Origin of the sequence: Nostoc sp., from assembly GCF_036919895.1 — a bacterium.
GTDB lineage: Bacteria > Cyanobacteriota > Cyanobacteriia > Cyanobacteriales > Nostocaceae > Nostoc.
Window position 1 is genome coordinate 96,407 of record NZ_JBALBW010000037.1, and the last position, 13,948, is coordinate 110,354.

Below are 13,948 nucleotides of genomic sequence, written 5' to 3' on the forward strand. Positions count from 1 at the left end.
ACCTATAAATAATCCAAAATCTAAAATCTAAAATCCAAAATGGGATAAGGCTTAAGAATGAAAGCACCATTACCTGATAACGAAACACAGCGAATCGAATCTCTTTTGGAGTATAAGATTCTCGATACTCGTTCGGAAGCGGCCTTTGACGATCTCACGCGTCTCGCCTCATATATTTGTGGAACTCCTATTGCCTTAATCAGTTTAGTTGATAGCGATCGCCAGTGGTTCAAATCCAAGGTTGGTTTGGATGCCCTAGAAACACCGCGAGATTTGGCATTCTGCGCCCATGCTATTCTGCAACCGGAAGTTTTTATTGTACCTGATGCCACACTTGACGAAAGGTTTGCGACAAATCCCCTAGTCACCTCCGATCCAAATGTTCAGTTTTATGCTGGTGTACCACTAACTAACCCAGAAGGATATGCACTAGGAACGCTTTGTGTAATTGACCATGTGCCAAGAAACTTATTGCCAGAACAGGTTGAAGCATTGCGAATCATTGGTCGTCAAGTAATCAAGCAACTAGAAATGCGGCGCAATTTAGCAAGTTTAGTATTGGCGAATCATACACACAAACAGGCACAGAAGGGACGGAAACAATTTTTTAAAAGAGTGGCTGGAGGGTTTGGGTTAGCATCAGCAATTTTAATGTTGATTGGCGTGATTTCTTATCAAAACACACGTATATTGATTGATGCTAGTAATCAGGTACAAAAAACCCAAGGGAAAATCAATAAACTGGAAGAATTACTGTCCGAGATGAAGGATGCGGAGACTGGACAACGCGGTTATATCCTGACTGGACAAGAAATTTATCTGGAACCTTATCAAGCAGTAGTTGCAAACATCGATCCAAAAATTGCCGAACTGAAGAATTTAATCGCAGATAAACCTAGCCAAGAAAAGCAGTTTGCAACCCTTGAATCTCTGATAGCTGCAAAGCTTGCCATCCTCAAGCAGACTATATACCTGCGTCAAAATCAGGGATTTGAGGCCGCATTGCAGGTAATCCAGACAAATCGGGGGAAATATCTCATGGATGATATCCGCAAAGTCATTAATAAGATAGAGAATGAGGATAAAAAGTTGCTTCAACAGCAATCACAAGCTGCAAGAACTAGTGCAAACAACACAGTATTGACACTTGCGATCGCTATTTGCCTAAGTTTTCTGATTCTGGCTATAGTCTACTACTTCATTTATCGGGAGGTAAAAGAACGTAAATTAGCAGAGGAAAGACTAAACCAAGAACGCAACTTTATCTCAGCAGTCCTTGATACAGCCAGTGCTTTGGTAATAGTCCTGGATACACAAGGGCAAATCGTTCGCTTCAATCAAGCTTGCGAACAAACAACTGGTTACTCATTTGATGAGGTGAGAGGAAGGCATTTCTGGAACCTGTTTCTAATTCCTGAAGAAGTAGAACCAGTTAAAGCAGTTTTTGAGCAGTTGCGAACTGGTGAAAGACTTAAAGAATATGAGAACTATTGGGTAGCAAAGGATGGCAGTCGGCGGCTGATTTCATGGGCTAACGCTATTTTGCAAGACGAAAATGGTAGTATTGAATACATTGTTGGCACAGGTATTGACGTTAGCGATGTCTCCGACGAGCTTCGCTTACGCAAACGAGCAGAACAGCATCTTAAAGCCCAGTATTCTACAACCCGTGTCCTAGCAGAGTCAACTACAATCAACGAAGCCATGCCCCAAATCTTGCAAGGAATCTGCGAGAGTTTGGGATGGGATTTCAGTGAAATTTGGATGGTAGATCAGCGAGTAAATATACTATATTTACTAAATTCTTGGTATAAACTATCTTCCAAGATGCAAGAATTTGAAATCCTTAGTCAGCAGACCACCTTTGCACCAGGAATTGGCTTACCTGGTCGGGTCTGGGCGAGTGCTGAACCTGTTTGGATCGTTGATGTAGTTAAAGATAACGATTTCATCCGCTCTCAAATTGCTGCCCAAGCAGAACTGCACGGGGCTTTTGGTTTTCCGATCTTTAGTGGTAAAAACATTCTTGGTGTCATTACCTGCTTTAGCCATGAAATTCAGCAACCCGACCCAGATTTGGCTAAAGTGATGAATTCTATTGGCGAACAAGTAGGGCAGTTTATTGAGCGCAAGCAGGCAGAAGAAGAACTCCAACGCCAAAATTTGCGATCGCAACTATTTACTGAAATCACTCTCAAAATTCGTCAGTCTTTGCAAATCAAAGAAATTCTCCAAATCAGTGTTAGGGAAGTCCAAAAAATTCTCCATAGCGATCGAGTTTTGATTTATCAACCCTTGGCAGATGGATCTGAAAGCACTGTGGTTGAGGCAGTACTTTCTGGCTGGCTGGCAATTAAAGAGAAAAAGCTCACTGATGCTTACTTTCAAGCGGAATATGCACAGCAGTACTATTTACAGCAGTATCGACAAAAAAGGGGTAAGGGTCTTGCTGACTTAGATATAGTCGAAGTCCAAAAAAGGCATATAGAATTACTAGAACAATTTGGGGTCAAATCCAATTTGGTTATACCCATTCTTGTCAAAGAAGAACTCTGCGGTTTGCTGATTGTCCATCAATGCGGCAGTTCTCGCCAATGGTCTAGCTTTGAAACTCATCTTTTACGGCAAATAGCCGATCAAGTAGGCATTGCCTTAGCCCAAGGCCAAATGTTATATGCAGAAACTCAACAGCGAAAAGAACTCGAAGTTGCCCGTCATCAAGCTGAATTAGCTTCTAAAACCAAAAGTGCCTTTTTGGCGAACATGAGTCATGAAATTCGGACTCCGATGAATGCTGTGTTGGGGATGACAGGCTTAATGTTAGAAACTCCCCTAAATGCGGAGCAACAGGATTTTATCGAAACAATTCGCATTAGTGGAGATGCTCTTTTAAGTCTAATCAACGAAATTTTGGATCTGTCCAAGCTTGAAGCTGGGGAAATGGCACTCGAAACTCTAGATTTCGACTTATCTACCTGTGTGGAAGAGGTATTGGAATTATTGGCTCCCCCAGCCCATAACAAGGGATTAGAAATTGCTGCGTTAATCTATCCTAACGTTCCCACCCAACTCCAAGGCGATGCCGGCCGCTTACGGCAAATTCTCATGAACCTGATCGGCAATGGGATCAAGTTTACCAGCAATGGAGAGGTAGTAGTCCGAGCGGAATTGCGATCGCAAACTTCTACTACAGCCACCATTTATTTTTCCATTACAGATACCGGTCTTGGCATTACCCCTGAAGACCAATCCAAACTCTTTACCCCATTTACCCAAGTAGATGCTTCCATCACCCGTAAATATGGCGGCACAGGTTTGGGATTAGCTATCTGCAAGCAACTAGTAAGCTTGATGGGAGGAGAAATTGGCGTAGAAAGTCGGTTGGGGAAAGGATCTAAATTTTGGTTTGAAGTAACTCTCGCCCAACAACTTAACCCGATTCCCACAGAAAGCGACAACACCAAGGGCGATCGCGAACTTCTGACTAATCGGCGCTTGTTAGTGGTGGATGACAATGCCACTAATCGCAAAATCATCTACCATCAAGCTACCCGTTGGGGGATGTTGGTAGATCAGGCTGCTTCGGCTAGTATTGCACTCATTGCTATTCAGGAGGCTGCCAAACAAAAAAATCTTTATGACATTGCTGTGATTGATATGCAGATGCCAGAAATAGATGGTCTGACCTTGGGAGAACAAATTAAGGCAAATTCAGCGATCGCGGGGCTACCGATGATTATGCTTACTTCTACTAATCAACGCGATGAAATCCAACGAGCGCTAAAAATAGGATTTGCAGCTTATTTGGTCAAACCTGTTAAGCCGTCCCGACTCCTCGATACCATCATGACTATTTTAGGAACGCAGTTGGAACAAGAGGAATCAGAATTGAGGGGTGAGAAGTTAAAACTGAAAAATTACGAAAACGACAGCAACAATCATTCTCCTAGCTGCCGCCTTCCGACTTATGATTCCCATAAATTAAGAATTCTCTTAGCTGAAGATAATCTGGTGAATCAGAAAGTTGCCTTGAAGCAACTCCAAAGCCTGGGTTATAGCGCTGATGTTGCTGGTAATGGGAAAGAAGTTTTACAGTTATTAGAAAGAATCCCCTACGATTTAATTCTGATGGATTGCCAAATGCCAGTTCTCGACGGGTTAGAAACCACAAAAGAAATTCATTGTTGGCAAGAAAGCAGGTTTGTTAGTGGTCGTCGTCCTCTAGTAATTGCGATGACAGCGAATGCCATGAAAGAAGACCAACAAATGTGTCTAGACGCAGGAATGGACGACTATCTGAGCAAGCCAGTAATCAAAGAAAAATTGGCGGCGGTGTTACGGCGTTGGGGAAGTCTGATATTCATGGAAAAGGAAACAGATACCTTGGAGCAGACAGTTTCTCCAACAGATGTAGGTTCAGTTCACCTCCCAATTGATTGGGAACGTTTGCATCAACTCTCAGAAAATAACCCAGAATTTGAATTAGAACTACTGCAAATATTCGTTGAAGATATTCAACCTCGACTAGAGCTAATTAAAATAGCGATCGCAACTCATAATTTTGACCAGATAGCGCAAGAAGCCCATCAAATAAAAGGTGCTAGCGCTAATGTTGGAGCTACAGCTATGCATCTGGCAGCAGAAAAACTAGAACAATTATCTTACAATCAAGAGCGTCGAGGTAGTACTAACTTAATCTCGGAATTAGAAGAGTTTGTGAAACGTATCCAAGAATTTTTGAGCGGTGAAGATAACAACCCAAAAGCCTGAGAATTTAATAATATTTATTAACTTATCAAAAGTGATATTTCTCTATGAGTAAGCATGAAAAATGCTTATTATAAATTTCTCATTACCCATTTCCTATTTTTAAGATAGAACTTGTGAATAATTGGGAACAATAACTTTGATGTACCAAAAGTAGGTTTGGTGAGTTAGCTGCATCTTATGCTGAGAACCTTTAGCCTAAATGTCAGTTCAATTCATCCCTCCTATCCCCAATAAATTCCCGAAAAGTGAGGTTTTTCTGATGAGTCAGATGAGTAAAGACGATGTACGAGAACGGCTTGGCAATATCGATCAGATCCGCGATATTATTTTGGGAACACAGCTAAGAGAGTACGAAAATCGATTTAGCAAGCTGGAGTCAGACATATCTCTGTTGCAACAACAAATGCGATTGCATGTCGAACAACTCAAGTCTAACTTTTCGGCTGAACTAAAAGCAGGGTTTGAGGCGCTGGATAAAAAGCTGAAGTCACTCAACCTGACAACTCAAGAAGAAACTCTTGACTTACGGCAACAAGTTGATAGACTCAATAAAAAGTTCTCTAGCAGTGTTCAGTCCCTTGATGAAACATTAGATAACCAAACTAACTCAATTCGAGATGAAATCTTTCAAACTAAAGTCCATTTACAAGATGATGTCACAGCATTACGGGATCTGATTTTAGAAGAAATAGATCGACGCTTCTCGCAGTTAACAGACACTAAAGTTTCTAAGGACGATATGGCTGAAACTTTGTTTGCCTTGGGAATGCGCCTAAAAGAAACTGAATTTATTCCTAAATTACGAGAAGCAGCCGATGAACACAACGACAACTATACTGCTGTACCGCTTCTAGAAACTACAAAGTTGTCAAAAGTGTCAACTCACTCTAACAATACAGCAGAAATACATTCGTAATCCACTCAATAGGCAAAAAAAGATTAAAGAGATAATTCTTCACTCCTAACTCTCAACTCAGCACTTTTAAAGACAAAACTTACTGATATGACTCAGGTGGAAAATTCAATTTCTCAATCTGTTGAGTTAAAGCCGGAAGAAGCTATACAAATTGACAATTTAGTGCATCTACTTGTCGAACTCAAAATTATCGAACCACCTGAGCAATCTTTTTCTTCATTTTCATCTGAAACCGATCGTGGTGATGAGAATCTGACTACAACAAAATTTGAAGCATTGCAACTCACTCCAGTGACAATAGAAATATGTGAGGCTTATTTAGAATCGACTTTTAATTTTCGTCAGAATGCACCTAATTCTGCAAAAGTTGTCGAAGACGAATTAGAGAAGTCTATTGAGCTATTTGCAACTTTTGAGGAAAATACAGATAATTCAGATGATGCATTGCAAAAGTTAAAAGATATATTAGTCGGAGATGAATTATCACAAACAAATAGTATTGTAGCTAAGTTTGAACAAAATTTAATAAAATTAGAGAATCAAATTTACGAACCTAAAGAGCTAATAAATCTACTCCTTCCATGTATTTCTGAGCTTTTAAGGCTGAAGATTGCAGAGTCTAGAGAGGAAATTGTACAGATAATTGCCCCGATTATCGATCAAACTATCCGCAGTCGCACTGAACAGGATAAAATTAGCATGAGTCAAGCGATCGCACCTTCAATTCCCCTAGCTATTACTCAGCAGATTATTGTTGCTCCAGAAGAAGTTTCAGATGCGATCGCTCCTGCAATGGGACGAGCCATAAAAAAGCAAATTGAAATTGAACAGAATATTGTTGTGGATGCACTCTACCCAATTATTGGTAGTACGATAGCCAAATATATGGCAGAGACAATCCGTGCAATTAACCGACAAGTTGAAGAAACCCTTAGTGTTGAAGGGATAAAACGTAAAATTCGTGCCAAATTACAGGGAGTTTCCGAAGCAGAATTAATTCTTAAAGAAGCTCTCCCATTTACAATTAAAGCAATTTTTTTGATTCATAAAACATCTGGTTTAGTTATCTCAGACATTCAGCGCTCTGATGCACAGCAGCTAGAGGCTGACATGGTAGCAGGAATGCTGACGGCGATTCGCAGCTTTGCCAATGATTGCATCAATCAATCTGGAACCATAACAGAATTAGACGCAATTGAATACGGTACATCAAAAATAATTTTAGAAGTTGCCGGATATTGTTATTTAGCGATCGTTGTGCAAGGAGACACTAGCAAAAGCTTTATTCTAAAAATGCGGCAAACTTTTAGTCAAATAGTTAAAAAGCATGGTAATTTAATTGAACAATTTGACGGCGATCGAGATACAATTCCTATTGAAATTCATACAGTTTTAAAAGAACTTAAAGGTACAGATATTCCGCCGAAAAAGAAAACCAATCAATTATCACCGTTAGTAATATTAGGTTTAACAGTTATCAGCACTATTCTCATTCCTTGGGGCATTTGGCAACACCATAGTGGAGTCATCCGTTCTATTGAAAGTAAAACTTCGTTGGCTCTAACTTCTGTTCCAGAACTAGCCGTATATCGGCTCAACGTGCAGGTGGAACACAATAAATTAAAATTAACAGGACTATTACCTAATCAATTCCTTCGCCAGAAAGCCGAGCAAATTGTTAAAGCAACTTCCCTCCATTGGTTGATTGACAATCAAATTTTATTAGTAGAAGTACCAGCAGATCCTGTATTAGCTGCTGCTGAAGTTAAACGAGTTACAACAGTTTTAAATCAGACGAATGGTACAGCTATTTCCGCTCAATACAGTGCTGGTAAAGTGGTTGTCGAAGGTACTGTCAATCAGATTGCAGATGCTCAGATTATTGCTCATGCATTTGAGCAAATTCCAGGCGTAAAATTTGTATCTAGTGCGGTGCAAGTAGAACCTCTGCGGATTGAAGTTCGATTTTATTTTCAACCCGACTCAGCAAATTTAATCAAAACGAATTTAGGGTATAAGGTTCAACAGGTCAAATCTTTCCTCAATCAGCACCCAAATCAACATTTAAAAATTATTGGTTATAGTTATGACCATACTGGTACAAACACATCTCAAAATTTGGCACTTACGCGAGCAAAAGCTGTACAACAAGCACTGATTAAATTAGGTATCGAGCCATCTCGTCTACAGGTTATTGGTAGCACAAGTTTACCACCAGTAATTGATCCAACTCATCCCTTATGGTTAAGCCGTTGTGTAGTTCTAGAAGCGATAAACAAGCAATTTTAAGTTAAAATAGCTCTGATTTATATTATCCTACCTACGTTTATTCAATTATGTCTACAATCTCTAAAAAAATCTGCTTATTTGGTGATTTTGGGGTTGGCAAAACTAGTCTAATTCGCAAATTTGTAGAATGTCAATTTAGCGATGAATATCTTTCAACTGTAGGGGTGAAAATTTCTCGCAAATTAGTTAATGTTTCTACAAAATACCTGCATGATGGGCAAAATTTACAGTTGCTAATTTGGGATATTGAAGGCAGTAATAAGTTTAAGGCAGTTGCTCAAAACTATTTTCAAGGTTCTAAAGGTGCTGTGATAGTTGGTGATGTTACACAACCAGAAACACTCAATCATATAGGGGAACATATTCAAACTTTTTTAGCTGTTAATCCTAAAAGCTATATTGTTGTTGCACTGAATAAATCAGATATGATTGCGAGTGAATACTTAGAAAACATCCGTGAAATGTATCAATTTACAAATCAAATTAATATATTAGACACATATATAACTTCAGCTAAAACTGGCAATAATGTTGATGAGATATTTAGAACCTTAGCCCATCGTTTAATTTAGTAAAATGAACTCATTGTTGACAAATATATTATCTGTATGCAAGATTGAATATTTGATACTTGATGAAGACCTGAAAATTGTAGAAATATCTGTTGGACTAAATCATTTGGCCAACATTCCTGATGAAGTCAAGCAAGGTGAGGATGTTCGGATTGCGTTTCCCGAATTAGAGGGACTTGAAGATATTTTTGATGCAATTCGACATGGCGAGCAAGATAACTTTGAATTAAAGGGAATTATGCGCTCACAAGATGCGGCTTCTCCTTTATATATTGATATTCGTATTACTAAGAATATACAAGAAAATTCTTCTATCAATCCCCTCATCATTATTGTAGAAGATTCGACAGAAAGGATGATTCTTGAGCAATCTTTATTTCAAGGTGCAAATGAAGCAAATCTTTTATTACGTAATTTAAAGGCTTCTAAACAATATATTGACCAAATTGTGACATCAATGGCAGATGCATTGTTGGTAACAACACTGTCAGGAAAGATAAAAAAACTGAATCTAGCTGCACAAGTATTGTTAGAATATGACGAAATAGAACTCATCGGTCAACCGATCACCAAAGTTATTAGAGAAGTCGATAGCTATAAATTAGAGATAGGAAATATTGAAAATATTGATACATTCCTAAATCCAGACCAAAATTCTTTACTAAAAGAGGTAGAAACTGTTTGTTATACCAAAAGTAAAAAAACAATTTCTGTAGCTTTTTCCTACTCAATTGTTAAGACAGAAGTTGAGCATTTTCAAGGCTATGTTTACATTTTGCGAGACATGACTGAACGCAAACAGGCAGAACTTGCTAAACAAGAATTCTTAGCAATGATTAGCCATGAAGTTCGGACTCCGATCGCATCGGTAATTGGGATGGCCAGTTTGTTACTAGATTGTGGATTGATTGGTCAGCAAAAAGACTTTGTTGAAATCATTTATAGCAGTGGAAATTCCTTACTCAAAATTATTAACGATTTTCTTGATTTCTCTAAAGTACAATCGGGTCATTTGGAACTAGAAGAGGAACCTTTTATTCTGCAAAGTTGCATTAATGAAGCTTTTTATTTGCTTGCGCCTCAAGCTAGAGAAAAAGGTTTAAAAATTACATTTTTAGATACTCTTAAACTTCCTACTACGATTGTGGGAGATATCACCCGACTACGCCAAGTTTTGATAAATTTACTCAGTAATGCTATTAAATTTACCCAAACTGGAAGTATAGAAGTTTCAATTATTATCCGCAATAATAAAGATATTAATCGTTCTTCTGCTACAAATACTGACGAGATCCAGTTTAATATTAAAGATACAGGCATCGGTATTCCGAGCGATCGCGTGGAACGTTTATTTAAAGCCTTCAGCCAAGTAAACTCCTCTATTACTCGACAGTATGGCGGTACTGGGTTAGGTCTTGCTATCTGCAAGCAACTGTGCGAGCTAATGGGCGGCAGAATTTGGGTTGAAAGTGAACTCAATACAGGCAGCACATTTTACTTTACAATTGCCGCTTCTGTTATTCCAGAGGAGTCAGCAGGGGCGCAAGTCCTTGCGTCAGTACAGGAGTTACAAGTGAGAAATTCTGAAAATAACTGTGATTATCGTCCTTCTGACTTGCCTAAATTAAGAATTCTCTTAACTGAGGATAATTTGGTGAATCAGAAAATAGCCTTGAAGCAACTCCAAAGCCTGGGTTATAGTGCTGATGTTGCAAATAATGGCAAAGAAGCGTTGCATCTTTTAGAAAAAATTCCTTACGATTTAATTCTAATGGATTGCCAAATGCCAATTCTCGACGGATTAGAAACCACAAAACAAATTCTTCGTTGGCAAGAAAGTAACTTTGCTAGCGGTCGTCGTCCTGTGGTAGTTGCGATGACAGCTAATGCGATGAAAGAAGACCAACAAATGTGCCTAGATGCAGGAATGGATGACTATTTGAGCAAGCCAGTAATGAAAGAAAAATTAGCGGCGACTCTAGATCATTGGGCAAGGATGATATTCAGAGTAGAAGAAATAGAAGTCTTAGATCGGACAGTTTCTACAACAAATATAGGTTCAGTTGACCTCCCAATTGATTGGGAACGCTTGCATCAACTCTCAGAAAACAACCCAGAATTTGAATTAGAACTACTGCAAATATTTATTGAAGATATTCAACCTCGTCTAGAGGCAGTTAAAATAGCGATCGCATCTCATGATTTTGACCAAATAGCGCTTCAATCACATCAAATTAAAGGTGCTAGTGTCAATATTGGAGCTATAACGATGCATCTGTTAGCAGAAAAACTAGAACAACTAGCTTATAACCAAGAGGATCGAGGTACTAATAACTTAATTTTAGGCTTAGAAGAGTTCGTGAAACGCATCCAAGAATTTTTAATCAGCACTCCTAACTCCTAATTACTGTTATAACTTTAGTAAGATTTACTAATAAATAAACAGTAACGATTATCTACCGTCGGCTCATAAATCAATTTGTCGGCAATGGCGGACATAATTTTTAAACCCCGCCCTCGCTCTTGCTCATTTTCCTCAAATTCAGATGTTTGTTGCAATTGCTGCTCTAAGTCAAAGGGTTCACCTTTAGACCAAATGCGAATTTCTATAAATTCATTTAACCGCACAGCTTCGATCTCAATAGGAGTTTCAAGAGGTAAATTTTTGTGTGCGTGTTCAACAATATTAGTAAAACCTTCCATCATCAGTGTTTGACATTGCCACCAAATTTGTCTATCGGCAATAGGTGGTTGATTTATTTGCTCAAACCAAGCTAACACTTGAGGCGAAGCTGTCAGGTCTGTATTGATTTTTAGATAAATTTTGTTTTTCACTTCTTAACCAAAAAAATATTTTGAAATTATCATATTCGTTCATTAGTTTATTTAATTTGAGTATTTATACTATACATTAAAAACTAAATTGCATATAAGTTAAATTAAAGCAACTATTTACCGATCATTTTACTTAGTGAACTGTAATTTATGTTTAAAATTCTGGTTATTGATGATGACCCTATAGTCCGAGCAGTACTGAAAAGAACACTCCAAAATCAGGGTTATGATACCACTGTAGCTAGTAATGGCGAGGAAGGAATTACACAAGCACAATTACTCCATCCGGCTCTAATCATCTGTGACTGGATGATGTCCCAGGTAGATGGATTAGAAGTGTGTCGTCGAATTAGAACAGATCCAGAGTTGGCAACCACTTTTTTTATTCTATTGACGGCTAGGGGAGCAGCTAGAGGAGAGGAGGAAGATAGAGTTAGGGGACTTGACGCTGGAGCCGATGAGTTTATCTCCAAACCTATAGAGATGAATGAATTGAAAGCACGGGTAAGAGCAGGACTAAGATTACACCAGCTAAATCAGGATTTACAAAGTCGAAAAGAAGCTTTGGAGACACTAAATCAAGACTTACAAACCCAAAAGCAAATTTTGGAAGCAGAATTAGCTGAGGCTGCTGATTATGTGCGATCGCTTTTACCCTCGCCCCTTGTAGGAACAGTAACTACAGAAAATCTGTTTATTCCCTCAGCCCAGCTAGGGGGTGATTGCTTCGACCATCATTGGATCGACGAGGATCATTTGGCAATTTATTTGTTGGATGTATCAGGTCACGGGGTAGGTTCAGCCCTCCTATCTGTATCCGTCCTAAATGTTTTGCGATCGCAATCTCTACCGAATACTAACTTTTGCCAACCCAGTGCAGTCCTAAAAGCGCTCAATTACGCCTTCCAAATGACAAAGCACGGTGATAAATATTTCACAATTTGGTATGGAGTTTATCACCGCCTTAAACGTCAACTTATTTATGCCAATGCCGGACATCCACCAGCTTTACTGTTATCTAATACCTCTACAACAAGCATCCAAGTTAAACAGCTAAGTTCTTTAGATTTACCAATTGGCTTTTTACCTGATGTGCAATTTGAAGATGCTGTTTTTGATATCGAAGAAAACAGCATTCTGTACATCTTTAGTGATGGTGCTTATGAGATTAATCAGTCAGATAGTAAAATTTGGGGTATTGATGCTTTCATTGACTTGCTAACGAAATATAGCCAGAAAGATACCTATAACTTAAACGAACTCTTAGCGAACATTCTCGCCTTAAATGCTCAAGATAATCTTGATGATGACTTATCTTTGGTAAAAGTTAACTTTTCTTAGTATATTCAAGTCTGTACATTCAAACTTAGTATTGTTTCATAGCTTATTGCGTTGCCAATACTTGGCGGTTGAATTCATCTTGATCGGCAAAGGTTTGAAAAATTCTATCCATTTTAGTCAGTTCAAATAACATTCTGACTTGATCGCTGATCGAACATATAAAAAGTTTAGTATTAGCATTTCGCGTTATTTGCATTGCTGATACTAAAGCACCCAAACCAGAGCTATCGATAAATTTTACTTCTTTCATGTCAATTAACAAAATATCGGCTCCGTCTGCCACAATACCGCTAACTTCACGACGCAGTTCATTACCTCTAATCCCATCTAAAATCCCAGACAATTCTAGTACTTTCACAATTACACTCATGGTTTTGTCCTATTTATTGATTAAAAAAATGTAATTCTATTTTGGCATTGACATCAGAAAAACTGCAATAGAGATAGTAATTATTTTGTGATGTATATGCATTTAGCTGTGTTTAATTGCTTGGTGATTATTAGCTATTGCAGTAAAAAAGCTAGCATCTACACATTGTCTAGAAATTTCAAAAGCTTCAAAATAGCCATCTTTTTGACCTAACTCGCGGGCCCAAAAACGAGATAAAACTAGTATGGCATCAAGTTGCATAAATGCTTTATTGAGTTCTGATTCATAACAGCCAATAGCTGCAACTTTTTCCTCAATTACAGAAGTAATATCCACAAAAAAGTTGGGTTCAAAACCACGCAAAAAAACAGGTGGGGCGGAATACCACAAAGTTATGTTTTTGCGGGTAGCAACATTAGAAACTGCGATCGCACACACTTCATGATCTCTATGTCCATATTTTTCCGGTTGTGGTGCATGAGTAATAATCAGATCGGGTTGGCAACGCTTAATTGCTTCTTCAGTAACTTTAATCACTGCTTGGGTTGAAAAATTATATTCCTCCAGTGCATAAAACTCGTAAGTTGCACCGATGATTTTACCTGCTGCATCCGCTTCTTGATGACGTGTACCCTTAATATGCGAACTGGAAAGACTGCCATCAGTCAAAATTAAGCAACGAATATTCCATCCTGCTTTGGACATGAGACTGAGAGTGCCAGCAGCAGGTAGAACTTCATCATCAGCATGAGCATAAATTGTTAAGACGGTTCGTTGACCAAAGTTTTTTGAGTCTGAATCAGTATTCATAGCTATGTTTCCTAGATTAGATTTATAAGGGAGTTAGGAGTTATT

At 38.5% G+C, this 13,948-nt stretch carries 8 protein-coding genes and 2 pseudogenes; 7 read left to right on the top strand and 3 right to left on the bottom strand.

All coding sequences use genetic code 11. The features are described 5' to 3' along the window. Positions 1-57: 57 nt before the first annotated feature. From V7K55_RS07020 to V7K55_RS27475, 6 genes and pseudogenes are all read left to right on the top strand, one after another. Entirely contained in the window at positions 58-4,770 is a 4,713-nt protein-coding gene (locus V7K55_RS07020; protein ID WP_334829563.1) for a response regulator, read from the top strand. Positions 4,771-5,029: 259 nt separating this feature from the next. Beyond that, positions 5,030-5,686: a hypothetical protein gene (locus tag V7K55_RS07025; protein ID WP_334829565.1), complete on the top strand. Its 657-nt coding sequence runs from the start codon at positions 5,030-5,032 to the stop codon at positions 5,684-5,686. Between the two features lie 87 nt (positions 5,687-5,773). Further along, positions 5,774-7,975, top strand: coding sequence for an OmpA family protein (locus tag V7K55_RS07030; RefSeq protein WP_334829567.1), 2,202 nt, complete (start codon positions 5,774-5,776; stop codon positions 7,973-7,975). A 47-nt stretch (positions 7,976-8,022) separates the two neighbouring features. Next, positions 8,023-8,547: a Rab family GTPase gene (locus V7K55_RS07035; protein ID WP_334829569.1), complete on the top strand. Its 525-nt coding sequence runs from the start codon at positions 8,023-8,025 to the stop codon at positions 8,545-8,547. 355 nt (positions 8,548-8,902) lie between these two features. Further along, positions 8,903-9,544, top strand: a pseudogene (locus tag V7K55_RS27470) (histidine kinase dimerization/phospho-acceptor domain-containing protein); the annotation flags it as partial. Positions 9,545-9,694: 150 nt separating this feature from the next. Further along, positions 9,695-10,951 (top strand): annotated as a pseudogene (locus V7K55_RS27475) (ATP-binding protein); the annotation flags it as partial. A gap of 14 nt (positions 10,952-10,965) precedes the next feature. Here the strand turns inward: V7K55_RS27475 and V7K55_RS07045 are convergent. Next, complete coding sequence (locus V7K55_RS07045) at positions 10,966-11,382, bottom strand: ATP-binding protein (protein ID WP_334829573.1); 417 nt, start codon at positions 11,380-11,382, stop codon at positions 10,966-10,968. Between the two features lie 150 nt (positions 11,383-11,532). Here V7K55_RS07045 and V7K55_RS07050 point away from each other — a divergent pair, with 150 nt between their 5' ends. Beyond that, positions 11,533-12,723 (top strand): SpoIIE family protein phosphatase, encoded by a 1,191-nt coding sequence (locus V7K55_RS07050; protein WP_334829575.1) that lies wholly within the window; start codon positions 11,533-11,535, stop codon positions 12,721-12,723. Between the two features lie 43 nt (positions 12,724-12,766). Here V7K55_RS07050 and V7K55_RS07055 read toward each other — a convergent pair whose 3' ends face one another. Next, on the bottom strand, positions 12,767-13,093 hold the full coding sequence (locus V7K55_RS07055) for an STAS domain-containing protein (RefSeq protein ID WP_334829577.1): 327 nt from the start codon (positions 13,091-13,093) through the stop codon (positions 12,767-12,769). A 102-nt stretch (positions 13,094-13,195) separates the two neighbouring features. After that, positions 13,196-13,903, bottom strand: coding sequence for a PIG-L deacetylase family protein (locus V7K55_RS07060; protein ID WP_334829579.1), 708 nt, complete (start codon positions 13,901-13,903; stop codon positions 13,196-13,198). Between the last annotated feature and the right edge of the window lie 45 nt (positions 13,904-13,948).